General features: G+C 56.5%; 19 protein-coding genes. 12 read left to right on the top strand and 7 right to left on the bottom strand.

What is annotated here, in order from left to right:
* Positions 1-46 precede the first annotated feature (46 nt).
* Together ACIQT8_RS22165 and ACIQT8_RS22160 are read left to right on the top strand one after the other, a co-directional pair.
* Positions 47-1,600, top strand: coding sequence for a glycoside hydrolase family 28 protein (locus tag ACIQT8_RS22165; protein ID WP_400969840.1), 1,554 nt, complete (start codon positions 47-49; stop codon positions 1,598-1,600).
* Positions 1,601-1,608: 8 nt separating this feature from the next.
* The gene (locus ACIQT8_RS22160; RefSeq protein ID WP_400969838.1) at positions 1,609-2,703 is read left to right on the top strand and encodes a glycoside hydrolase family 105 protein; all 1,095 of its coding nucleotides are present in this window, start codon (positions 1,609-1,611) and stop codon (positions 2,701-2,703) included.
* A gap of 235 nt (positions 2,704-2,938) precedes the next feature.
* Here the strand turns inward: ACIQT8_RS22160 and ACIQT8_RS22155 are convergent, their stop codons facing one another.
* Positions 2,939-3,106, bottom strand: coding sequence for a hypothetical protein (locus ACIQT8_RS22155; RefSeq protein ID WP_400969835.1), 168 nt, complete (start codon positions 3,104-3,106; stop codon positions 2,939-2,941).
* 248 nt (positions 3,107-3,354) lie between these two features.
* Between ACIQT8_RS22155 and ACIQT8_RS22150 the strand changes: the two genes are divergently transcribed.
* Positions 3,355-3,732, top strand: coding sequence for a hypothetical protein (locus ACIQT8_RS22150; RefSeq protein WP_400969832.1), 378 nt, complete (start codon positions 3,355-3,357; stop codon positions 3,730-3,732).
* A gap of 134 nt (positions 3,733-3,866) precedes the next feature.
* Positions 3,867-4,319, top strand: a complete 453-nt coding sequence (locus tag ACIQT8_RS22145) for a GNAT family N-acetyltransferase (protein WP_400969829.1) — start codon at positions 3,867-3,869, stop codon at positions 4,317-4,319.
* A 490-nt stretch (positions 4,320-4,809) separates the two neighbouring features.
* Here ACIQT8_RS22145 and ACIQT8_RS22140 read toward each other — a convergent pair whose 3' ends face one another.
* From ACIQT8_RS22140 to ACIQT8_RS22130, 3 genes are all read right to left on the bottom strand, one after another.
* Positions 4,810-7,308: a TonB-dependent receptor domain-containing protein gene (locus ACIQT8_RS22140; RefSeq protein ID WP_400969826.1), complete on the bottom strand. Its 2,499-nt coding sequence runs from the start codon at positions 7,306-7,308 to the stop codon at positions 4,810-4,812.
* An 84-nt stretch (positions 7,309-7,392) separates the two neighbouring features.
* A complete protein-coding gene (locus ACIQT8_RS22135; RefSeq protein ID WP_400969823.1) occupies positions 7,393-8,346 on the bottom strand; it encodes a FecR family protein in 954 nt (317 codons plus the stop codon).
* A complete protein-coding gene (locus ACIQT8_RS22130) occupies positions 8,343-8,867 on the bottom strand; it encodes an RNA polymerase sigma factor (protein ID WP_400969821.1) in 525 nt (174 codons plus the stop codon). Before ACIQT8_RS22130 ends, ACIQT8_RS22135 begins: the two co-directional genes overlap by 4 nt.
* Positions 8,868-9,087: 220 nt before the next feature.
* On the opposite strand from ACIQT8_RS22130, the gene ACIQT8_RS22125 reads away from it, so the two are divergent.
* The 4 genes from ACIQT8_RS22125 (at position 9,088) to ACIQT8_RS22110 (ending at position 15,442) form a co-directional block, all read left to right on the top strand.
* Positions 9,088-10,281 carry a M20 aminoacylase family protein gene (locus ACIQT8_RS22125; RefSeq protein WP_400969818.1) on the top strand — a complete coding sequence of 398 codons (1,194 nt, stop codon included), beginning with the start codon at positions 9,088-9,090 and terminating at the stop codon, positions 10,279-10,281.
* Between the two features lie 113 nt (positions 10,282-10,394).
* Positions 10,395-12,281 (top strand): sigma-54-dependent Fis family transcriptional regulator, encoded by a 1,887-nt coding sequence (locus ACIQT8_RS22120; protein ID WP_400969815.1) that lies wholly within the window; start codon positions 10,395-10,397, stop codon positions 12,279-12,281.
* Positions 12,282-12,447: 166 nt separating this feature from the next.
* Positions 12,448-13,521, top strand: a complete 1,074-nt coding sequence (locus ACIQT8_RS22115; RefSeq protein ID WP_400969812.1) for a 2,3-butanediol dehydrogenase — start codon at positions 12,448-12,450, stop codon at positions 13,519-13,521.
* A 118-nt stretch (positions 13,522-13,639) separates the two neighbouring features.
* A complete protein-coding gene (locus tag ACIQT8_RS22110) occupies positions 13,640-15,442 on the top strand; it encodes an NAD(P)/FAD-dependent oxidoreductase (protein ID WP_400969809.1) in 1,803 nt (600 codons plus the stop codon).
* A 33-nt stretch (positions 15,443-15,475) separates the two neighbouring features.
* On the opposite strand, the gene ACIQT8_RS22105 is transcribed toward ACIQT8_RS22110, so the two are convergent.
* Positions 15,476-16,741: an ATP-binding protein gene (locus ACIQT8_RS22105; RefSeq protein WP_400969806.1), complete on the bottom strand. Its 1,266-nt coding sequence runs from the start codon at positions 16,739-16,741 to the stop codon at positions 15,476-15,478.
* Positions 16,738-17,469, bottom strand: a complete 732-nt coding sequence (locus ACIQT8_RS22100) for a response regulator (protein ID WP_400969803.1) — start codon at positions 17,467-17,469, stop codon at positions 16,738-16,740. The genes ACIQT8_RS22105 and ACIQT8_RS22100 overlap by 4 nt, the downstream gene beginning before the upstream one ends.
* Positions 17,470-17,670: 201 nt before the next feature.
* Here ACIQT8_RS22100 and ACIQT8_RS22095 point away from each other — a divergent pair, with 201 nt between their 5' ends.
* The 4 genes from ACIQT8_RS22095 (at position 17,671) to ACIQT8_RS22080 (ending at position 21,881) form a co-directional block, all read left to right on the top strand.
* Positions 17,671-18,312, top strand: coding sequence for a hypothetical protein (locus ACIQT8_RS22095; RefSeq protein WP_400969800.1), 642 nt, complete (start codon positions 17,671-17,673; stop codon positions 18,310-18,312).
* A gap of 120 nt (positions 18,313-18,432) precedes the next feature.
* Positions 18,433-18,657, top strand: coding sequence for a hypothetical protein (locus ACIQT8_RS22090; RefSeq protein ID WP_400969797.1), 225 nt, complete (start codon positions 18,433-18,435; stop codon positions 18,655-18,657).
* A gap of 20 nt (positions 18,658-18,677) precedes the next feature.
* Entirely contained in the window at positions 18,678-19,910 is a 1,233-nt protein-coding gene (locus ACIQT8_RS22085; protein ID WP_400969794.1) for an efflux RND transporter periplasmic adaptor subunit, read from the top strand.
* Positions 19,911-19,913: 3 nt separating this feature from the next.
* A complete protein-coding gene (locus tag ACIQT8_RS22080; protein ID WP_400969791.1) occupies positions 19,914-21,881 on the top strand; it encodes a MacB family efflux pump subunit in 1,968 nt (655 codons plus the stop codon).
* 31 nt (positions 21,882-21,912) lie between these two features.
* On the opposite strand, the gene ACIQT8_RS22075 is transcribed toward ACIQT8_RS22080, so the two are convergent.
* Positions 21,913-22,866, bottom strand: a complete 954-nt coding sequence (locus tag ACIQT8_RS22075) for a sugar-binding transcriptional regulator (protein ID WP_400969788.1) — start codon at positions 22,864-22,866, stop codon at positions 21,913-21,915.
* Positions 22,867-23,014: the final 148 nt, after the last annotated feature.

The raw sequence follows: 23,014 nt of genomic DNA, 5'->3' as shown, positions 1-23,014 counted from the left end.
GTGGCGGGACTGTGGAAGCCCATAAGGGAAAACACGAGACCAAATCATGCTTCGACCTACTTTAATCGCGCATTCCGCGCGAACGGCAGCTCTATGTCTACCGGTACCTGGTGCACTCTACACCCTGCCTTCAAAAATGGCGTGGCGGCTTAGCGTGCCGGGTCGAGAAAGTGAGGAGCGGCTGGGTGAGGCGGACACGGTCATCACACTGCTGCATGACCTTGAACCGTCGACGCAATATCTGTTCGAAGCGGAAGGGCTAGAGCCGTTCGATTTTTCGACATCGGCCTGCGCCGGTCTTGTCAATGCGACAGACTTTGGAATTCTATCCGATATCGCGCTCGATGACCTTGAGGGTGCTCGAAAAAACACAGTAGCTTTTCAGGAGGCGCTCTCCAATGTCCCCGCTCAAGGCACACTCTGCCTTGGCCCAGGAAACTGGACGGCCTTTCCCATCCGGCTGAAAAACAACATGACCTTGCGGCTCGAAAAGGATGCCGTGCTTCGCGCACCGTCTCTCCGTGACGGGTGGCCAATTCTGGCGGCACGCGACGAACACGGCAGGATGCTTGGAAGCTGGGAAGGGCTTCCTGATGCCTGTTTTGCCGCACCCGTTCATGCCATCGCCGCAGAGAACCTTACGATTGAAGGCCATGGTGTTCTCGACGGCTCCGGCGATAAGGGAGACTGGTGGCAATGGCCAAAGGAAACGCGCAACGGCGCGCGCCGCCCACGCGGACTGCACCTTGTTTCCTGCCGTAACGTAAAGCTTTTCGGATTTTCCATTCGCAACGCAGCCTCGTGGACGATCCATCCCCAAGGGTGCAACGATCTTACCGCGGCCGGTCTGTCCATTATGGCACCTCACGACAGCCCCAACACGGATGGTTTCAACCCCGAGAGCTGCCGTAACGTCACGATTGCCGGCGTTCGCTTCTCGGTCGGTGACGATTGCATTGCCGTTAAGGCAGGCAAGCGAGGGCCAAATGGCGAAGATGATCATCTGGCCGAGACGCGCGGTGTGCACGTCAAGCACTGCCTGATGGAGCGTGGCCATGGCGGGCTCGTGATTGGCTCGGAAATGTCGGGCGGTGTCCACGACGTGACAATTGAGGACTGTGAAATGATCGGGACTGATCGGGGCCTGCGTCTCAAGACACGGCGTGGGCGAGGTGGTTCTGTTACCAATATTGCCATGCGGCGTGTACTCTTGAACGGTGTGCAAACTGCCCTGTCGGCCAATGCGCATTACCATTGCGATGCTGACGGGCATGATGATTGGGTACAGTCCAGAGAACCGGCTGCAGTCAGCAAGGGAACGCCGGTCATTGACGGAATTGTCATCGAGGATGTCAAAATCCTAAAGCTCGCTCACGCTGCGGGTGCGTTTCTCGGGCTTCCGGAAGCCCCCATTCGCAACGTCGATATTCGCGGCCTCACCATTCTGTCTCGTGACCCATCCGCTGTACCAACGCCCCCCATCATGGCGGACCGGATCCGTCCAATGCAGCATGAGGCAATCGTCTTCGAACAGGCGGAGGTCAGGTGCGATGATCCCGCATTGCTAAGTTCGGCCACCGTTACATCAGAAAATGATTGAGCAAAGATATGAAACCAACTGATTATTTTGACAAGTTTGCCAATCGCTACCAGCATTACAAAGGTGGGAGCTGGTGTTACGAGGACGGATGCGTTTATCGCGGTCTCCAGTTTCTCGCCGATGCGACGGGCGAGGCACGCTGGAGGAGCCACCTGCATCGCCTCGCAGACGCGCAGATAGCCGAAGACGGAACGCTTACGGGATATTCGCCGGAGGAGTTCAACATTGACCATATTCTCGCCGGTCGGGTGCTCTTCGCATTGGCGGAAGAAACAAAGGATCCACGCTATCTCGCAGCTGCCGAGCACCTGGCGGGACAGCTGGCAAATCATCCGCGTATCCGCTCGGGAAATTACTGGCACAAAAAGCGCTATCCGCATCAGGTCTGGCTGGATGGGCTTTATATGGGGCTTCCATTCCAGATCGAATATGCCCAGGCGACCGGCCGGCCCGAACTCATCGTTGATGCCTTGCAGCAGTTCTCGACAGCGCTCGTCCTGACCGCTAATCCCGCTGGGCTTTATGTGCATGGCTACGACGAGAGCCGCGATCAGCGCTGGGCTGACCCCATCACCGGGCATTCTCCGGCTTTGTGGGCACGTGCCGTTGGCTGGCTGTCGATGGCGCTTGTCGACGTACTTGCCATTTTGCCTGACGATACGGGAACGGCGTCCCTGCGCAAGCGTACACGTCACCTTCTTGCGGATATCGTGGCGCGGCAGACGAGTAATGGTCTCTGGATGCAGGTGCTCGACGCGCCTGATTTGGTCGGAAACTATGAAGAGACCTCTGCATCTGCGATGTTCTCATACGCCTTGTTAAGAGCGGCCCGTCTCGATCTTGTCGATGGGGACGAGGCGAAATCGGTAATCGTTGCTGGCCGACGTGCACTCGACGCACTCCTCAACACGAAGCTGGTGCAGGATGAGGACGGCATCACAAGGCTGTCCGGCATCGTGCACGTAGCTGGCCTAGGCGGTTTCGAAGGCAACTACCGGAGCGGTACTCCGGAATATTATCTGACTGAGCCGGTTGTCTCTGACGATGCAAAAGGCGTGGGGCCGTTGATGATGGCTTACGCGGAAAGTTTGCGCCTGCGATGACATCGTGCCTTGAGTTGAATTGCGGGAGGTGCCTTCCGCAGTTCATATTCAGTCGGCAGGGCCGAATGTGGACTTCCTATCTGTTCCAACAGCCCTATTGGCTGGACCGTGCCCTCGATTTTGTCGTCCAGTCTTATTCCAAATTCTCTGAAAGTGGACGTACGGCCGATGAGACAGAATGACTGATTGGGCGGGGTTTTTGCACGATTTGGCAACCTATAAGCTGACTTCCGTCTCACCCTCGAAGCTCGTCGCCGGCAAATCGGGCGTCATCAAACTCAACCTTGCCGATATCGCGGCGGCAGGCTGTCGCCGCAGCGACCTCCTCAACAGCAGCTTCGCCCTTCACGGTTTTGGCCTCTGCATTTGTCTCAGCAGCAACCAGCTTTTCTTCAATAGACATTCGAGAATGGCAGACACTTGGCGCGCATTGCGCAAAGTGTGAGCGAGAAAGCTGGTTGCTTCGTTGGGAGCTTCAACAGGAATGGGGAGCAGGGACTTACATCGGATCGATTGCAATCGGGTTGCGGTGTCGAGCTTGCGGTAATAAGAAAGGAAATACTTGGATTCTAGGCTAACTTCCGCGTTGAGCGTGAACGCTTTTGTTAGTCTGCTATTTTATTGCGCCTTTCTCTTTGGGATTTCATTTTGATGAAGACGACTTTTCTTCTCTGCGCTGCAGCAATGGTATTGGCTGGTTGCCAAACTCCAGCCCCACAATCTGTTTTGGATTCGCAACGTCCACCGTCCAGACCGATTAAACGTGACTATTTGGACGCGATGCGCGGAACTATCAAACCCGGTTATTTCACAAAAGCCGAGATTTCGAGCGTAGTGCTGCTCGATCCCGAAAGGCAGATTTACGCTTATTGCACGCGTACGGCGGAACGTTCCAACCCCAATTGGTCGTATATCGGAGTAGCCGTGTATCAGAATTTGAGCGTGGACGCCTCAAAGAATGACTATCGCTGCCGGGACAAGCGATTGCGTTACTATAAATTCCCTGAGTTGCTGACCATGAAGAACTGATGGAGCCGGGCATGCGGCGTCGACCGGGTTGCAACGGAAGGGAGCCGTCATGGCTGTTCTGCGCATCAGCGGACATTGAACTAGTCTCCGAATTCAGGTTTGGTTGAGACAGCTCGATTAGAGGTGGAATTCGGATGATGGGCGACCGTGATGCTGTTGTAGTTAGTCAAATTGTAGAATTGCCCGACCAGCTTGATCAATTGCTGCAAGAGGCGGAAGCAGAAGGCTTTGAGATGATTTCTGTGCTTCAAGACGAATGGCGCAGCGGAGCCAATCGCTTTGAGCGCCCAGGGGAGATTCTAGCTCTTGCCACAATCGATGGTGAGGTCGCCGGTATTGGCGGCACGACACAGGATTTCATGGATAGCGGTTGGCTGCGTATGAGGCGGTTCTACGTTCGGCCAGCCTATCGAAGGCTAGGGGTTGGCAGACAGATCGCGTTGTTTGTTCTTGAACATGCGAAAGTTTTCGATTGCCCGATCGTACTTTATACCGCAGGCCCAGAGGCGGAAGCATTCTGGCCAGCGATTGGATTTACCCCAATTGAGCGCGACAACACGACCCATATCTTTCGTGGCAAGCAATGACGGCTTTGGGCTGGAACCAGCCAAGAAGTTTGAGGCCGAACGATGCACGAGTAGAAAAAATTGATTTGCCTCGAAAATGATTTTTCAGCGAACAAGTTGTGGGGTTTGGCTTCTGTGCGTCTAATTCTCAGATGATCTTTCCCATGCGTTTCGAATTCGCAAAAAAAGCAGGTTGTGCACGGCTAGACAGCCTTCGGTCAAAATTGATGCTTGAATCGTGTGAACGGTGTCGTTGAGGAATGTGATATGCTCGGTAGCAACAGTCCAAATTTTTCATCTCCGATTTTATGCGTTGCGCAGAATGTTGCCGATGTCACGGATCTGTTCCCAAGGGACATCCGCTGATCGTACGAGCAACTCGTCGGGAAGATGCCTGGACGCTCCGGAAATCGATCTCCAGCGCGCGCTGACGGGGAAGTTTTGGCGATTTGACTGGAACTGCGGAAGTGGATTCCGCAGTTCATGTTCGGCAGTCGGTTTTTTGCACGACCTAGAATTTACGGCTGATCGACAGCTTGAAATTGCGCCCTGGCATCGCAGCGATGCCATCGCTCAGATAAGGCATGTAATACTTGTCAAAGAGGTTATCGATCGAGGCATGGACTTCGGTGCCGGCAAATTTACCCTCCTTTGGTGTCCAGTCGAGCGAAATGCCGTGAACTGCATATCCGAGGCTTTCCGGGCGGGCGTAGAAGTACCCAGTACCCTGATTGACGGGAGTGCGTTCTTGATGGGCCACAAACAGACCATTCCAGCTTAGTGACAGATCCCAATCCGGAATTTTGTAGCCAAGTTGCGCCGTTGCCGTAAACGGCGAAAGATCATTTGCGTAGGTATCGGGACCATAGACATCGTTGATCGCACCATGGCGCGATCCATTCATCCATGAAAGACCAAGATTTCCGAACACATATTCCGAATCGTAGCTGGTCGAGAACTCGAGTCCGTAAATCTTGTAAGATGGCGTGTTCCAATAGAATGGGACATTGCTTACACGTGCGAGGTTAGCACTACCGAAACGGCGCGTGATTGGGTTCGTGACGTGATTGTAAAACCCACCAATCGATGCACGTATGGTATCGCCACTGGTGAATACATCGTCGAACTGCTGGGAGACGCCCAGATTGAAGTTGTTGTTTCGTTCGACCTCCAGATTGCGCGATGTCGCAGATGCCGTGCTTGCAACGCTCTGGCTTGAGTAGAGTTCATCAATGACCGGCGCGCGCATCGCGTATGCCCAGTCAGCATAGAATGTCGTATTGGGTGTTAACTCCCAACGGGCGCTGAGTGCTGGCGTCGCCCCGCTGTGGGAAACGGCGGAGTAATCATGACCAGCAAGAGGATTGTTGTAACGGGGGGCTGCGTTCGGAACACCCTCGGAACGAACGTGGTCGAAGCGTATCCCCGGTGTTACCTTGAAGGTGTCGGTGAAGCCGATCTCATCCCGGAAAAAAGCTGAGATCGTCTCCTGCGTGCCCTCAGGTTTGATCCAGGACGCATAATGTCCATAGTTGTACTGGGCACTCGTTCGGTTGCCGATGTCATACATCAGCGAATCGCGGTCATGGCGCATGTACTGGACGCCGTAATTGGCGACGTGCGAGACACCACCGAGTTCGAAATTGGATGTGTTTTCTGCTTCAAGTTTGAAGTCTGTATATTTCGTCTCGTCGTTCATGCCACCAAGTGAGGCTGTAGGTACAAAGCCGGCAATTGTCGGGCGTGTCATATCGAGGCTGGTCGCCGAGAAGCTCGCCATCGCCTTGAAATTTACAAGGTCGCTGTCTCCGTCGTAGGCATATTTCAAGGTGGAGGAGAAGTCTTTCATGTCGCGCCAAGCCAACGCACGCAATCTTGCTTGCTCAGCGCCGTAGCGTGAAATGCTGAAAGCCGTCACGCCAAGATCGCCGCGATTGGCCGCAAGTGGGCCGTAGTCAGCAGATTTTCCGTAAATCACCGAACCACGCAGTTCATGACCATCGTAGGCGGCCCCTGCATTAGCGGAGAAGGACGTCAGCTTGTCGTTCGAGGCGTCATAAACCTGGCCGCCACCCACGCGAACATTATCGCTCTTGCGCCAGATCGCGGATGCCAGTGCGTCGTAGGTCACAGGTCCGCCGAAATCCGATTTTCCATAAATGGCACCGGATTCAAGAAACTGGCGGTTTGCGGTTTGATAACTTGTCTTGCCCCACATGCCGAACGTCTGACCTTTGTTCAGCATGTCCGAGGCTGTCTTGCTTTCCATGATCACGGTGCCGCCGAAGCCGCCGTTGCCGTAACGGACGGACGTTGCGCCTTTCTGGATCTCTACGCGCTTCAAGAGTTCCGGATCGATAAAGACAGTCCCCTGGTCATACCGTTCAAAGTTCTTGGGCGCACCGTCGAGCAGGATGCGTGTGTCGGATTGGCGCGCGAACCCACGAATGGATAAGGTCTGCCCCTGCGCCCTGACACCGCCTCCGGCGGTCACGCCGGGCGTGCGTGACAGAAGCTGTGGCAGGGAGTTGGCCTGGGCTGCTTCAATTTTTTCTGAACTGATTTCGCTGACACTTGGAGCATCACCATTGAAGACGCGACCGCTTTTGATCGTGATTGGCGCGAGAGCCGTCTCGCCGGTTTCGGCGGATGTAGCAGCGGAAGGCGCTGTTTTCTCCATCTTGATCGTTTTGCCACCGATGACGCGGTAGTGAATACCGGTGCCTGACAGCAGTCTGTCGAGCGCCTCGGTCGGTGTCATCGTTCCGTTGACACGAGCACTTCGAAGGCCGTTTGCGATCGATGCATCATAGACGAGTTGTAGCCCCGACTGGCTGGCAAGACGGTTGAGTGCGCCTGTCATCGTGCCAGCTGGCAGGTCGATGGCAACCGTCTGCATTTGCTGCGCATCGGCGCTATGTGGAACGGCCAGGATCGTGACGCTGGCAAACAGAAGCGGAAGAAGGGTTGCTCCGCTTTTGCGGCTTGCAACGGGCTTGTTTCTTTTCATCAGGGGCACCTTTCGGGTGAAGCAGACAGGTTTCTGCTTCCCGAACGAATGAGCCGGTTCATAAAGGACACCCCAAGGAAAAAATTAATAGAGCACTGTGAGGTAGGGACCAGCAGTCATCACCCGAACGTCGAGCGCCGTGGCCAGATCGATGAGAGCTGCGCGCGGATCCGACAAGTCAAAACTACCCGACAGTCGTTTTTCACGAAGCTTGTCCTGCGTTACGATAATGCGACCTGGAATATAACGCTGGAACGCTCCGACAACCTCCTCCAGCGACTTGTCCTCGAAAACAAAGCGACCGTGTCGCCAGGCACCGATCGATGTCGGGTCAACCGCCTCGACCGCGCCGATCGTTCCATCCGATTTGTAGCTCACCTGCTGGTTTTCCTGTAGTCGGCTGGCATCATGCTGTCCTGGCAGATCAACAGAAACACTGTGCTCAAGAACAGCGACGTTTGTCGTGCCGTCTTGCATGTTGACGTCGAATGCGGTGCCGAGCGCAGTGGTCGTGCCACCTGACGCCACGACCGAGAATGGTCGCATAGCATCGGGAGCAACTTGGGCAAAGATTTCTCCGCGCAACAGCAGAACCTGGCGCTCGGTTGCGGTGAAGCGCAAGGCAATGGCGGAGTTGGCATTGAGTGTAATAGTCGACCCATCTGGCGTCGTGACGATCTGCCGTTCCGCCGTGTCCGACATGTAGTCTGCACGCAACCGCATCGGGATGTCGGCAAGATAGAGACCCGCAGCGAGCGTAACGGCGAATGCAACGGTTGTAGCAATCTTGCCATTGGTGAGGCTGCTCTTACGCGTTGCTCTAACAACAAATGCATGGTCGTCCGTCACCAAAAGACCGGCATCGCCCATAAGACATCGAACACGCTCAAAAGCCGCCGCGTGCTGTTCGTCGGCTGCAAGCCATGCCTCAACATCTGCGGCAAGGACCATGTCATCCGGCCGGTCGCGTTGCCGAAGAAAGAGGTCGATAGCCTGCTCGCGAAGTGCGGTCGCTGTTTTCACAGATGTGCCTGTCATAACGTGTCCTCAAGGCACTCCAGGCAATGGAGGTAGGCTTTGCGCAGGTGGCGATCCACCATGTTTTTTGTAATGCCGCTTCGCTTTGAAATCTCTTCCGAATTGAGGTCGCCGATACAGCTCGCCAGGAAGACCTGTCTTCTCTGCAGTGACATCTTCATGATTGCCTGACGCAAAATGTTCAGCCGGTGCTCCCTGTCCGCAAGACTTTCGGCATCGATTACGGGTTGGGGAACAGTGAGTGCCTCTTCGGCGCTCCCGGAAAAGAGCTTCCTTTCGAACTGCTCGCGGCGAAGGCGGTCAATGCCAAGATTGGCGCAGGCCCGAACCAGAAATGCGCGTATCAGCGAACGGTTTTCAGGCAATCTCGGTTTTCCGGTCAGACGCAGATACAGATCGTGCACGATCTCCTGCGAGATACCCGCCGTATGCCCACGCCGGACCATCGCCCGGCAAAGATCTTCATAGTGAAGCTGCAGAGCGTCATCGATGAGGGTGCGGGACGTGGGTTTGCTCCACATGAGGCGGGTTCCGAACGGAAAAGACTGTACTGTTGAGCGGTCCATAGGTGAAAACCTGCAGGATGGCAATAAACATGAGTATTATTATCATGTATTTGTGGTGCCGAATGCTCGCAGGTGAATTTTCGAGGCAAGGCATGATGCTTTTTGTTTGATCCAGCGAAGTTCAGCGGCAAAGGTACGAGGCAGAACCGGAATCGCTAACCAGAGCTGGAATCCAATGCCGACTTTTGACAATGCCTATGCGCGTCTTTCTGATTTCGACGACATGGAAGCGGAGCTGAAGGAGACCCGCCAGCACCTTCATGCCAACCCGGAGCTTTCTTTCGAGGAGGCGGAGACGGCGCGGTATGTGGCGGACAAGCTGGAAGGTTGGGGTTATGAGGTGACGCGCAATATCGGTGGGCACGGTGTTGTTGCCCGTCTCAGTGCAGGAATTGGCGGCAAGGGCATAGCCATCCGGGCGGACATGGATGCGCTGCCAATTCTGGAAGACACGGGCCTTGCCTATGCGAGCACGAGACCAGGCGTAATGCATGCCTGCGGGCACGATGGTCACACCACGGTCCTCCTCGGTGCAGCCCAGTATCTCGCAAAAACCCGGCGCTTTAACGGTACGGTCACACTGGTTTTTCAGCCAGCCGAGGAGGCGGGGAAACCAAGTGGTGCGCAAAAGATGATTGCTGACGGCCTGTTCGAGCGTTTTCCGTTCGACGCGATTTTTGGCCTGCACAATCATCCGGGGTTTGCGGAAGGCACATTCCGTCTGCGATCTGGTCCGATGATGGCCTCGTCCGACACGGCGCACATCACAATCCGGGGCAAGGGTGGTCATGCGTCGCGCCCCCATCTGGCTGTCGATCCGATCGTAGTCGCCTGCAATCTCGTCGTGTCACTGCAGACAGTGGTCTCGCGTAGTATCGATCCGACACAGACCGCTGTCGTTACGGTGGGAACCATCCATGCCGGCGAAGTGGTCAATGTCATCCCCGAATACGCAAAACTGGGGCTCAGCATCCGTTCGTTTGATCCTAAAATCAGGGATCTCCTCGAAGAGCGTATCAAGAAGCTTGCGCGGTCAGTTGCAGAGGGGCACGGGGCAACTGTCGAGGTGGACTATGAACGTGGTTATCCGGTTGTCGTCAATTCCGATGCCGAAACGCAATTTGCGCGTCTGGTGGCAGAGGAGCTGGTCGGTGCCGACAAGGTAGCGACCTCCGATCTCATTCCCGGAAGCGAGGATTTCTCCTATTTCCTGGAGCGCAAGCCGGGGAGTTTCCTGCGGATGGGGAACGGCGAGAATTCAGCCATGCTGCACAATCCGAAATACGACTTCGCCGATGGCAGCCTGACGACCGGGGCCGCAATGTGGGCGCGTCTCGTGGAACGCTACCTCGACGACGAGGCGGCATAATCCCTTCAGTCAACCGACCGAATGCGGCCGTCGCCATGGTGCATCATCTGTGCTAGACGATAGACATGGATTGAAAGGGAGGGTGGCTTTCGGGAGGAGCCGCTACAGTCTCGATGCAATTTGCTGATCACATCAGGGAAATCGAAAACGTCGGGCATGGTGCAAATACCGGACGTGATGACGTTGTTGTCGAGTCGTGGCGGCGATGTCTGGAGGAGTACCGCCTTGATCCTGCCAAGGCACGCGAGGCGGTCATCGTCTCTGAGACGCGCCTGCGTGAACATCGCCAGCAGGCCGAGGATCTCGTCCACATCGCAAGATCCGGCCTGGAAAGGCTCTACCGTCAGGTCGCAGAGCAAAATTACGTTCTGCTTCTCTCTGATCGTCAGGGTGTCACTGTCGAGTTTTTGGGAGACCCGTCTTTCAATAACAATCTGCGAAAGGCAGGTCTCTATCTAGGCGCAGAATGGTCCGAGCCGCGTGCAGGAACCTGTGCAGTCGGAGCGTGCATCGCAACAGGCGAAGCGCTGACAATCCATCAGTCGGATCACTTCGACATGACCCATACGCCTCTCTCATGCACAGCAGCGCCGATTTACGACATGCACGGATCGCTGGCCGCGGTTTTAGATATCTCGCTTCTGAGTTCACCGATCCTCAAGGCGAGCCAGAACATGGCGCGCCATCTCGTTTCGTCTACCGTCCGGCGCATTGAACTTGCGAACCTGATGGCGCATAGCCGCCACGACCTTGTCTTGCGGTTTGCTGGCGCACCGGAATTCCTCGATGTGGACCCTGAGGCGGCAATCTCGTTGGATGGCGGTGGGCTCATCACCGGCATGACGCACGGCGGGGCCCGCATCCTGGCGTCGTCATGCGGTCTTGACTGGAGAAACACCGACGCACTGATCGGGCAACCGGTGTCTCGATTTTTCGAAGCGGAGGTCGACGATCTCGCATCCCTGACCAGAAGCCGCTTGCCGCAGGACAGACGCATCGCGGTCCGCGATGGTTCAACGCTTTACGTGCATGCGATCGAACCGCAGCAGCGCCCGATCGGCGTCAATATTCGGCGGGATGTGCCGCATTTGTCTGCCATGGACCGCCTTGGTGGTCAGACACCAGACATCGAGGCGCTGCGCCGCAAGGTGAGAAAGCTCGCACCAACAACTTTGCCAATCCTGATTCAGGGAGAGACGGGAACCGGCAAGGAACATCTCGCTCGCATCGTGCACGAGGCAAGCGGTGTCACTGGCCGTTTTGTTGCTGTCAATTGCGCAGCAATCCCCGAACAATTGATCGAAAGTGAGCTGTTCGGATATCTGCCAGGCGCTTTCACCGGGGCGCTTGCAAAAGGACGAAAAGGTTTGATCGAGGAGGCGGAGGGCGGAACGCTTTTCCTGGACGAAATTGGTGACATGCCGCTTGCTGCGCAGAGCCGGCTTCTGCGTGTTCTGGCCGAAGGCGAGGTGCTGCCGGTCGGTGGGTCGGTCGCCAGGAAGGTCGATTTCCGTGTGATGTCGGCATCCCACAGGCCATTAGCGGACATGATAGCGGATGGCCGTTTTCGGGGCGACCTTTATTACCGGCTGAACACGGCAATTCTCACCCTCCCATCGCTCCGCGAGCGGAGCGATTTCCATTGGGTAGTTAAACGACTGCTGGAAAAACATGGCCCCCGACGGGGACCGCTCTCCCTGTCGAGCGACGCGGAGACGGCGCTTTCTGCCTATCCGTGGCCGGGTAATATCCGTGAACTCGACAATGTCATCGCATTTGCAGGGGCAATTTGTGAAAACGGTGTAATCGAGGTGGAGGATCTCCCCGAAAGCGTCATGCCGCATCAACCGGTCGATGCACAGGGCAACCGCGAGCAGGAACTGCGGGCGGTATTGTCGGCCTGCCAAGGCAATATTTCAGAAGCTGCACGCCGCCTTGGCATCGATCGTTCAACGCTTCATCGGCAAATGAAGCGATACGGCATTGGAAGGCTCCACTGATGCAAACTGCAACACCTGTTGCGCCACAGGTGTTGCAATCCCGGTTATCCAAAAAAACTATCAATGATCCGGATTGCCCGGCGGGGAAGGGGTTTTCGGCCTCTCAGACCTGCTGGCATGTCTCTTGCTGCCCAATTGGCATTAAAAGCAGCCAATGGGAGAAAACATGCGCGCGCTCAGGTTTCATGCGGCCAAGGATCTGCGGATCGAAGATATTGCCGAGCCGGAAAAGCCGGGTCCCGGTCAGGTCGTTGTCCGCAATAGGTTCGTCGGAATATGCGGAACAGATCTTCATGAATATAGCTACGGCCCAATTTTCATTCCCAAAGAACCGCATCCGTTTACCGGCGCCCATGGTCCCCAGGTCCTCGGCCACGAATTTGGTGGTGTTGTCGAGGCAGTTGGCGAGGGCGTAACCAACGTCAAGGTGGGCGATCGCGTTTCGATCCAGCCACTCGTCATGCCCCGGTCCGGTGACTATTTCTCGGATCGCGGATTGTTTCACCTTAGCCCTGAATTGGCCCTGGTCGGTTTGAGCTGGATCGGCGGAGGGATGGCGCAAGCTGCGCTCGTCAATGACTATAACGTCCAGAAGATACCGGATGACATGACGGATGAGGAGGCAGCCCTGGTTGAGCCAACCGCCGTTGCCGTCTACGCCTGCGATCGCGGTGGCGTTACCGCCGGCAATAGTGTGCTGGTCACTGGAGCCGGACCGATCGGCATGCTGACCCTGCTTGCCGCGCGTGCTGCCGGTGCCGCACAGCTTTTCGTTTCAGACCTCAACGATAAACGTCTCGACTACGCACGAGAGATTTTGCCCGACGTCATTACCATCAATCCAAAGCGCGACAATGTTGGTGATGTCGTTCGTTCCCGGACCGAGGGCAATGTAGGTTGTGATGTCGCCATTGAATGCGTGGGCAACGAACACGCGTTGAAGGCATGTGTGGACGCGGTGCGCAAGCAGGGTGTTGTCGTTCAAACCGGCCTGCATCCGCACGAAAACCCGCTCGACTGGTTCCAGGTTACTTTCCGAGATCTGGAGGTCAAAGGCTCATGGGCCTATCCCACGCATTATTGGCCCAGGGTGATCAGGCTGATTGCCTCTGGACTACTTCCGGCGAGCAAGGTCGTCACCAAACGCATCACGCTTGATACCGCCGTCAAAGAGGGTTTCGACGCCTTGCTCGATCCGGCCGGAACGCATCTCAAAATCCTGATCGATCTCTCGAAGTAAGCATCATGCTACCAGCGCCGGGAGAGGAGCCCGGCGCTGGTGCTCTAAGGTTTTGGTCGGCGCCCGCGAAACGGACGACGACTAAAGAAGTCCATCAAGCAACCATGGAGGAGATGATATGCTTGACGTTAGCCCTGCGACAAAAATCGATGCCGTACTTTCCAAGTTGAGTGAGGCCCTGGAAAGAGGAGATGTCGAAGCCGCCGTCAACCTCTTTCAGGAGGAGTGCTACTGGCGCGATCTCGTGACGTTCACCTGGAACTTGAAAACCATGGAAGGGCGCCCGCAGGTCAGGGACATGCTGCAGAGCCAGCTGTCTCGTATCAAACCTCGCAATTTCGTACAGGATACCAACGAAGCCGCAGGTGACGCAGGCGGCGTTACGGATGGCTGGTTTGAATTCGAAACGGCGACGACACGTGGTTACGGTCATATTCGTCTGAAAAACGGCCTGATCTGGACGTTGCTGACGACGATGATCGAAATCAAGGGGCATGAAGAACCAAAGGGGCTTCGCCGTCCGATGGGGGCGGAACATGGGCATGGCAAAAACCGGACGAACTGGAAGGAAAAGCGCGAGAAGGAGACCGAAGCACTCGGTTACACGACACAGCCCTATGTTGTGATCATTGGCGGCGGACAGGGTGGTGTTGCTCTCGGCGCCCGGCTTCGCCAACTGGGTGTCCCGGCAATCATCATCGAAAAGAACGAGCGGCCGGGAGATAGCTGGCGCAAGCGATACAAATCACTCTGCCTGCATGATCCGGTCTGGTACGACCATCTCCCCTATATTCCCTTCCCGGAAAACTGGCCAGTTTTTACCCCGAAGGACAAGGTCGGCGACTGGCTGGAAATGTATACGAAAGTTATGGAGCTCAACTATTGGGGCTCAACGACCTGCAAATCGGCCAGCTACGATGACGCCGCCAGGGAATGGACGGTTGTCGTCGAGCGAAACGGCGAGGACGTCGTGCTGCGGCCCAAGCAACTCGTGCTTGCCACCGGCATGTCGGGCAAGGCCAATGTTCCAAAGATACCTGGGCAGGATCTCTTCAAGGGCGAGCAACAGCATTCGTCACAGCATCCTGGACCAGACGCATATGCCGGCAAGAAGGTTGTCGTCATCGGCTCGAACAACTCCGCCCACGATATCTGCGCAGCACTTTGGGAGGCTGGAGCCGATGTCACGATGTTGCAGAGGTCTTCTACGCATATTGTCCGTTCAGATTCCCTGATGGAAATCGGGTTGGGTGATCTCTATTCGGAACGGGCGGTTGCCGCGGGCATGACGACGAGGAAAGCCGACCTGATTTTCGCTTCGCTGCCCTACCGGATCATGCATGAGTTTCAGATACCGCTTTACGATCGGATGCGTGAGAAAGACGCCGATTTTTATGCGGCACTCGAGAAAGCAGGCTTCATGCTGGATTGGGGTGCTGACGGCTCCGGTCTCTTCATGAAATATCTGAGGCGCGGGTCGGGTTATTACATCGACGTCGGCGCCTGCGATCTTGTCATCGACGGCTCAATCAAACTGAAATCCGGTTCAGACGTATCACATCTCACAGAGGATGCAGTTGTATTGCAAGATGGCAGCGAGCTCAAGGCAGACCTCGTGGTCTACGCGACCGGCTATGGTTCAATGAACGGCTGGGCCGCCGACCTCATTTCCAAGGACGTTGCCGACAAGGTTGGAAAGTGCTGGGGGCTTGGCTCTGACACGCCAAAGGACCCGGGACCATGGGAAGGCGAGCAGCGCAATATGTGGAAGCCGACCCAGCAGGAGGCCCTCTGGTTCCACGGCGGAAATCTTCACCAGTCGCGCCATTACTCCCAATACTTGTCTCTGCAGCTCAAGGCACGTCAGGTGGGGCTCGATACCCCCGTCTACGGCTTGCAACAACGCCATCATCTAAGCTGAATTCGAGGAAGCGCCGGGGAAACCCGGCGTTTTCTATTTTGCAGACTTTGGGAAAATCACTGTTTGTGCCAGCCCCGTTTTCTTGCGGTTTGCGATCGAGATTGTCGCGCCGAAACGCTCGATAATCTCCTTTGCGATCGCCAGCCCAAGTCCTGCACCCGGGACTGATTTTCGCCTCGCAGGGTCGACGCGGAAAAATGGCTCGAACACGCGTCCGATCAGCTCCTCGGGAATGCCAGGACCTTCGTCGGTGATTATCACGACCACCTCACTATCATCCTGTGTCAGATGGATATCGGCACCCTTCCCATGGGTGACAGCGTTCAAGATGAGATTGCGCAGCGCTCTTTTCAGCGCATGCGGAGCAGCCTGGATTACGGCCGAGTTATCCGGTTTTTGGAAGTCGATTGCGTCCTGGTGTCCAAGGTCACCGAGTTCGCTGGTGATTTCCTCCAGCATCTTGCCGACATCAACGTCGCGAACCGGGTCCTGACTGACCTCTTCGCGAACCAGCATGATGGCGCTATCGGCAATCGCGTCGAGTTCTTCGAGATCTGCGAGCCACTTTGCCCGTTCGGCATCATCCTCGATGAACTCTGCTCGAAGCCGCATGCGGGTCATTGGTGTTCTGAGGTCGTGTCCTGCAGCGGCAACGAGGCGCATCCGGCTTTCAACGGCTGTCTTGAGGCGTGCCGTCAAGGTGTTCACGGCACGCGCCGTGGCGCGTATCTCACCGGGGCCAGTCTCTGGCAGATGTGGCAAAGATCCGTCAGGCCCGATGCTCTCCGCTGCGTTTTCCAGCAGGTCGAGCGGGCGCGTGATTTTTCGCGCGGCGAAGATCGAAACAAGAGCGCTACCCAGGACGATCAGCACGATCCACATGCCAAACGTTTTCCAGCCGCCGGGAGGAGGGCCAAGATTAGGGACCTCTGCCACCAGCCAGCCGCCTTTCTCGAGCGCGACAGCGGCAACCGGTGCCGGATGGTTCTCGACGCGGACCACCATTGCGGCCCGACCGTTCCCCTGGATCGCGAGCGCCTTGCCAAGAAATTCGGAGAGCATCCCGTCGACATGCCCGGCCGGTGGTTCGGCCTGGACTGACAGGCCTTCGTCGGGCAGCAATGCCGGCTCGCGCTCTGCGATGGTGACAGCCAATCCAAGGAGGCGCGCGATGGGATCTATCGTAGAGAGAGGTGAGGGTGGCTGCAGCGTTTGTTGCGCCGTGAATGTCGCAAGCGCCACGACAGCAATGATAGCAGCGATGAGGAGCGCTGCTATCCGGTTTCTGAGGGAATTCATCGCTGCACCGGTTGGGATTTAACGGATACGGTCATCTGGTAACCGCCGTTTCGGACAGTTTTGAAAATGGGCGGAGCATCATCCATATCCAGTTTTTTGCGCAGGCGGCTCATCAGGACGTCGATCGACCGGTCAAACGGTCCGCGGTCCCTGCCTTGCGTTAGGTCAAGTATCTGGTCGCGTGAAAGCAGACGACCGGGCCTGTCCAGAAATACTTTCAACAGATCAAACTCGGCGCCTGTCAGATCGATCTTTTCGCCATTCGTGCGTGTAACCGAGCGCTGTTCAGGGTCAGCAAAAAAATCTGCAAAGCTATAGACGTTTGCACCTGGTGCAGCAGGCTCCTGGGCGCCTGAACGGCGAAGCACTGCCTTGATGCGGGCTGTCAGTTCGCGTGGATTGAAGGGTTTGCCGAGATAGTCGTCTGCGCCGATTTCAAGTCCGACGATACGGTCCACGTCCTCTTTTAGCGCTGTGAGAAGAATAACAGGTGTGCGTGTCTTGCGGCCCTGGAGGTCGCGGCAGATATCGAGGCCGGAACCGTCTGGCAGCATGACATCCAGAACGACGAGATCCGGATCAGAGCTTGAAATACGTTCTTCAAATTCGCGGCGATCCGCCGCCGCAGAGACCCTGAAGCCCTGCGAACCAAGGTATTTTGCAAGAAGCGAACGAATTTCGAGATCGTCGTCAACAATCAATATGTGAGTGGGTGCGTTAGCCGTCATTTTATCCAACCTTTTGGCGGCACTATATCGAAACGGCAGAAATAAAAGCCGGATTTTTGCAACGAAAGCTTTCTGACGCTCGTCCGGAAACATTCGTTTACAAAAATGGCCAATCGGGCCAAGGCCAGAAACATTGGGACGAAAGAGGGAAACTCTGCCCCCATAATCTCTTTCCGTGCCCCACAAGGGAAGGAAAGAAAGATGAAACAGCCTCTGTTGATTACTGCCGTCGTCTCCGCCGTCATATGTGGCGCCGCCGTGGTCTTGCCTGCCGTAGCGCAGGATGTGCCTTCGCAGAATGTAACGAAGGAGCAGGCAACCCCTGTCCGTCCAGATCACCTTTCGCCGCCGGCGCGGATGGACGACGTCGCCGTCCATTTCACCTTTGGGCTCGCAGCACAGCTTTCTGCGGCGGAAGTCTATATCGGCATCACTCCCGATCAGCTCGGCCCATGGCGCACCTATACAACCGCTTTGCAAGACGTACTTTCCCTTGGTCCCAGACCGCCGCGGCCGTTGCCTGACTTTGCAGCGGATGCGTCCGGCAGGGATAAATTGCCTCCTGCGCAGGTCCGGACAGACGAAGCTCCTGAAGCCGGTCTGCCGGGTGAGCGGCTGGCGGGTGCAATCCTTGCCAAAGCTGAAAAGGCCAAGGCCCTGCAAGGTGCAGCCCAAACGTTGCGCACAGTCCTGACATCGGACCAACTGGCGAAGCTCTCCGGAGTAGAGAAGATGTTGATTGCGCCTCCTCCTGGTCCCTCCCTGAGGGGCCCCAGCGATCCAATGGAGGGGCCGCCCTCCGGGGATGCGCATTGGCATGATAACGACGGGCCGAGAGGCTGACAAAATCAGAAATTCCTCCTTTAAAACTGCCCCCCAGTAAAGGAGGAACCCGGCCGGAAACGGTCTAGCCGGGGGATCGCCGACTTGCGGTCCCCCGCGCGAATTCAAAAGGACATCAGGATGAAATATTTCTACGGCGCACTGGCGTCGCTCTTCGGTCTGAGCCTCGCATTGTCGGTTGCCTTAGCGAAAGACAAGCCTTCGTCGCCAACTCCGGCCAAGACACGCCAGGAGGAAAAACAGCCAGTTTCTGTCTGCGCGAAGGCCAAGCAGAAGATGGCGAATGGAAAGGCCGCACAAGCCAACTGCACCAAGGCAGTTTCGAAGAGAGCGGCTACCCGATAATTATCGGACAGGAAAGACACATGAAAACGGCACGCAAGACAGGCGCGTTCATCGCTCTCGCGATCCTCGCGGCAGGCGGCTTCTGGATCTCTTCGCAATATAGCAGTGCTGCGACACCAAACGTCATGACGGCTGCGGTGACGCGAGGAGATGTTGAGCAGACTGTGCTTGCGACCGGCACTTTGAAGCCATCTCGCCTGGTTGCCGTCGGCGCCCAGGCCTCGGGCCGCATTACTGCAGTCAAGATCGCCCTTGGCGACGTTGTCAAAGCGGGTGATCTGATCGCCGAGATTGATTCCGTAACACAGTTGAACAGTCTCAGGACCGCGAAGGCGGCACTTGCCAACGTTAAGGCTCAGCGCCTTGAAAAAGAAGCAACGCTGCTTCTCAACAATCAAAGCCTTGCCCGCCAAAAAGACATGGCCTCTAAAAATACGACGTCGCGCGCGGATCTGGAAAGCGCGGCTGCTGCTCTTGCTGTCAGCGAAGCGCAAATCCAGGCGCTGGACGCGCAGATCGAAGAAGCGCAGGTCGCCGTGGAGACAGCACAAGCCAATCTCGACTACACAAGGATTATTGCACCGATCGCCGGTACTGTGCTTTCTATCGTCAGCCAGGAAGGCCAGACGGTTAATGCAACGCAATCTGCACCGACCATCGTTATTCTTGGCCAGCTCGATAGCATGACCGTACGTACGGAGATATCCGAAGCCGACATCACCCGCGTTCAGCCAGATCTGCCTGTCTATTTTACCGTGCTCGGAGAACCCAACAAACGCTACGAGGCGACGCTTGCCTCGATCGAGCCTGCGCCAGAGTCCGTTCGCAGCGATTCCAGCTTCAGTTCATCCAGTTCCTCAACGTCGTCGTCTTCCTCGTCGAGTTCGACCTCTTCGTCCGAGGCGATCTATTACAATGGCGTTTTCAACGTGCCGAACCCGGATGGGAAGCTTCGGACGTACATGACTGCCGAGGTTCACATTGTCCTCGGAGATGCCAAAAACGTCCTGACCATCCCTGCTGCTGCTCTCGGTGCGCAGCTTGGAGATGGCGCCTATTCGGTTCGTGTCCTCGTCGACGATGGCAAAGTCGTCGACCGCAAGGTCGAAACCGGACTGAACAACAAGGTTACGGTCGAGGTTCGTTCCGGCCTTGCCGAACATGAGCGTGTGGTAACGGGCGAGGCGTCATCTCAGGTCACGACGACTGCAGTCGGTGGCCCAGGTGGTGGACCGCCGCCGATGGGGTTCTGAGCCATGGGCGAGCCACTCATTGCACTTAAGGCGGTCAGCCGCGAATACCCCTCCGGCGATGGCACAATCAGCGTGCTCAAGAACGTTAATCTGACGATCGAGGCCGGTGAAATGGTCGCCATCGTCGGAGCGTCCGGTTCCGGAAAGTCGACGCTGATGAATATTCTTGGCTGCCTCGACCGGCCGACCTCCGGAACCTATACGATAGCTGGTCAGGAAACGGCCAATCTCGATGCGGATGCATTATCAGCGCTCAGGCGCGAACATCTGGGGTTCATCTTTCAGCGCTATCACCTTCTCGGCGAACTGTCGGCACTCGGCAACGTGGAGATCCCTGCGATCTATGCGGGGCAATCCCAGGCTGGACGCAAAAGCAATGCTGCGAAGCTGTTAAACCGCCTCGGTATGGGCGCGCGACTGGATCATCGCCCAGGCCAACTCTCCGGCGGGCAGCAACAGCGCGTTTCCATCGCCCGCGCCTTGATGAATGACGCCGGTATTATTCTGGCTGATGAGCCGACAGGCGCTCTCGACAGCACGAGCGGCGAGGAAGTGCTGCGCATCCTCAGCGAATTGCACGCCGAAGGGCGCACAGTTGTCATCGTGACCCACGATATGGCAATCGCCAGGCGCGCCGACCGCATCATTGAAATCAGCGATGGGGAAATCGTTTCTGATCGCCCGGAGCGCGACAACGCGGAAAATAGAGTTGTCTCAGGGGCTTCAGCCGCGAAACTCGAACCTGCTTCAGAAGGTGGCCTAAGTGGGATCTGGTCATCCCTAAAGGAAGCATTCCGCATGGCGCTTCTTTCTATGCGGGCGCACAAGTTGCGGACCTTCTTGACGATGTTGGGCATCATCATTGGTATTGCCTCAGTCATCGGCGTAGTTGCACTTGGGCAAGGATCACAACAGCGCGTGCTACAAAATATTTCAAGCCTTGGAACGAATACGCTGGAAATCTTCGCAGGCAAGGATTTCGGCGACATTCGGTCGGGAAAAATCACAACATTGGTGGTTTCCGACGCGGATGCCCTTGCAGGCCAGCCCTATGTTGCTGCGGTGACACCTACCGTATCGACATCAAGTACAGTCCGCTTCGGGGCGAAGGAAGCAAACGCGCTCGTCAACGGCGTCAGTGACCAGTATTTTGCTGCCAAGGGCACGAAGCTGTCGGAGGGCCGCTTTTTTGACGCGGCGAGTGTCCGCGAAAAGGCGCAGGACGTCGTGATTGACGAAAATACCCGTAAGTCGCTCTTTGCCGACTTCACCGGTAGCCCTGTCGGGCGGGTCATTCTGATCGGCAAGGTTCCAGCCCGCATTGTTGGTGTGACCCAGGCGCAGCAGGGCGGCTTCGGTTCGAGCCAGAACCTGTCGCTCTATCTCCCATACACCGCCGTCCAATCCCGGTTCCTCGGCAGTCTTTCATTGCGCAGTATCACGGTACAGGTGAGCGACGATGTAGAGGCGTCATTGGCGGAGCAAGCGGTGACGTCCCTTTTGACACAACGCCACGGCACCAAGGATTTCTATATTCTCAACACTGACGACATAAGGGAAACGATCACCAGCACCACGCGGACCATGACGATCCTCATTGCTGCCATCGCGGTGATTTCTCTTCTCGTAGGCGGCATCGGTGTCATGAACATCATGCTCGTGTCAGTGTCAGAGCGTGTCTCCGAAATCGGTGTCAGGATGGCCGTCGGGGCACGGCGCAGCGATATTTTAAGGCAATTCCTGATTGAGGCTGTACTCGTCTGCATCATCGGAGGATCCCTCGGCATTCTCGGCGGCCTCGGGTTCGGAGCAGCTTTCAGCCTCTTCAGCAGCAATTTTGCCCTTGTCTACTCGGGGACCTCGATCGTCGCGGCCTTTGTTTGCTCAACCCTGATCGGCGTCGTCTTCGGTTACCTGCCGGCTCGCAACGCATCCCGTCTCGATCCGGTCGCGGCACTGTCGTCTGGCTGACTAACAGGGAATTTGAGAGCGTACATTCGTCTCATGCTGGAGGCGGAACGGGGTTTTCAAGAAGCCACCTTGCGCTCTCGGTGTCTGTGACGAGAACCGTTGCCAGGCCTGCTGACAAGGCTGCCCGCAACGAGTTGTATTTGTGCACGCCGCCAGAGGTAATGATCCGGCAGGGTATCTGTCTGTACTCCTCAAGATCGAGCGCGATCACCCGCTCATTCATGCCGTGGTCCACGGGATTGCCCCGCCCATCAAGATAATGCCCGATGATATCTCCCACCGCGCCGGCTGCCCGCAACTCTTCGATGACCTGTTTTGAAGGCAGACCATAGCGCACCTGGAGTGATTCCTTCGTCAGGTCCCCAACGCTGAGGCACGATGCCTCTACATTCGCGGCTTCCTGCAAAAGATCACGGAAGGCAGGTTGCGCCATGATGATGTCGCGAGAGCCTGCACTGTCGACATAAATCGGGGCGGCGAGATAATGGCATTCCGCACCGAGAACCTTGGCAAAGCGCCGTACGATTTCGAAGGTGTTGATTTCTGAACCTCTTGTCAGCCCGCCCATCATTGATCGAACCTTGATGTCGGGAGCGTTGACTGGCGTCATGTGCTCGACGGTTTCGCGCAACGTCGTGCCCCAGCCAACACCCAGCGAGGCCGGTTTGCGAACCTGGATAAGCCTGTCGAGAAAGGCTGCCGTTGCTCGCCCGATGACTGTCTGCAGTTGGCCGGGGTCTGCAGGTGTCATGACAACCACAGCTTCTTCGAGCCCGAAAACCGAACAAAGCTTCGATTCGAGTTCGACACTCTCGGCAAGTGGGGATGCAAAGCTGATGCGCACAATACCCTGATCCAGGGCCATCGCCAGCAACTCGTTGACGCGCCTGCGGGTGAGGTTCATTCGCTCAGCGATCTGCGCCTGCGTCAAACCTTCGACGTGATAGAGCCACGCCGCCTTCACCATCATGTCCCGGTTATCCAAACCATCCCCCGTATCAATTGTCACATGTGCGTAACATTTGTAACTTAATCATTGGCCGCAGAGGGAGGCGTGGTCAAGCCCATCCGGTTCGCAAGAGCCCACGCTTCCCAAATCAATGATCTAGCATAGTGCGGCCCTCCCAAACGGC

Origin of the sequence: Agrobacterium sp. NPDC090273 (assembly GCF_044772305.1) — a bacterium.
Classification (GTDB): Bacteria; Pseudomonadota; Alphaproteobacteria; order Rhizobiales; family Rhizobiaceae; genus Agrobacterium.
The sequence above is the reverse complement of the archived record's forward strand: the minus strand, read 5'-3'. Positions and strand labels throughout refer to the sequence as shown.

Excerpts from the sequence above, each read along its gene's own strand:
- ACIQT8_RS22130 (WP_400969821.1), bottom strand. The coding sequence starts at position 8,867 with ATGTGGAGCAAACCCACGTCCCGCACCCTCATCGATGACGCTCTGCAG.
- ACIQT8_RS22155 (WP_400969835.1), bottom strand. The coding sequence starts at position 3,106 with ATGTCTATTGAAGAAAAGCTGGTTGCTGCTGAGACAAATGCAGAGGCC.
- ACIQT8_RS22150 (WP_400969832.1), top strand. The coding sequence starts at position 3,355 with ATGAAGACGACTTTTCTTCTCTGCGCTGCAGCAATGGTATTGGCTGGT.
- ACIQT8_RS22160 (WP_400969838.1), top strand. The coding sequence starts at position 1,609 with ATGAAACCAACTGATTATTTTGACAAGTTTGCCAATCGCTACCAGCAT.
- ACIQT8_RS22135 (WP_400969823.1), bottom strand. The coding sequence starts at position 8,346 with ATGACAGGCACATCTGTGAAAACAGCGACCGCACTTCGCGAGCAGGCT.
- ACIQT8_RS22110 (WP_400969809.1), top strand. The coding sequence starts at position 13,640 with ATGCTTGACGTTAGCCCTGCGACAAAAATCGATGCCGTACTTTCCAAG.
- ACIQT8_RS22080 (WP_400969791.1), top strand. The coding sequence starts at position 19,914 with ATGGGCGAGCCACTCATTGCACTTAAGGCGGTCAGCCGCGAATACCCC.
- ACIQT8_RS22120 (WP_400969815.1), top strand. The coding sequence starts at position 10,395 with ATGCAATTTGCTGATCACATCAGGGAAATCGAAAACGTCGGGCATGGT.
- ACIQT8_RS22100 (WP_400969803.1), bottom strand. The coding sequence starts at position 17,469 with ATGACGGCTAACGCACCCACTCACATATTGATTGTTGACGACGATCTC.
- ACIQT8_RS22140 (WP_400969826.1), bottom strand. The coding sequence starts at position 7,308 with ATGAAAAGAAACAAGCCCGTTGCAAGCCGCAAAAGCGGAGCAACCCTT.
- ACIQT8_RS22145 (WP_400969829.1), top strand. The coding sequence starts at position 3,867 with ATGATGGGCGACCGTGATGCTGTTGTAGTTAGTCAAATTGTAGAATTG.
- ACIQT8_RS22125 (WP_400969818.1), top strand. The coding sequence starts at position 9,088 with ATGCCGACTTTTGACAATGCCTATGCGCGTCTTTCTGATTTCGACGAC.
- ACIQT8_RS22090 (WP_400969797.1), top strand. The coding sequence starts at position 18,433 with ATGAAATATTTCTACGGCGCACTGGCGTCGCTCTTCGGTCTGAGCCTC.
- ACIQT8_RS22115 (WP_400969812.1), top strand. The coding sequence starts at position 12,448 with ATGCGCGCGCTCAGGTTTCATGCGGCCAAGGATCTGCGGATCGAAGAT.
- ACIQT8_RS22105 (WP_400969806.1), bottom strand. The coding sequence starts at position 16,741 with ATGAATTCCCTCAGAAACCGGATAGCAGCGCTCCTCATCGCTGCTATC.
- ACIQT8_RS22165 (WP_400969840.1), top strand. The coding sequence starts at position 47 with ATGCTTCGACCTACTTTAATCGCGCATTCCGCGCGAACGGCAGCTCTA.
- ACIQT8_RS22085 (WP_400969794.1), top strand. The coding sequence starts at position 18,678 with ATGAAAACGGCACGCAAGACAGGCGCGTTCATCGCTCTCGCGATCCTC.
- ACIQT8_RS22095 (WP_400969800.1), top strand. The coding sequence starts at position 17,671 with ATGAAACAGCCTCTGTTGATTACTGCCGTCGTCTCCGCCGTCATATGT.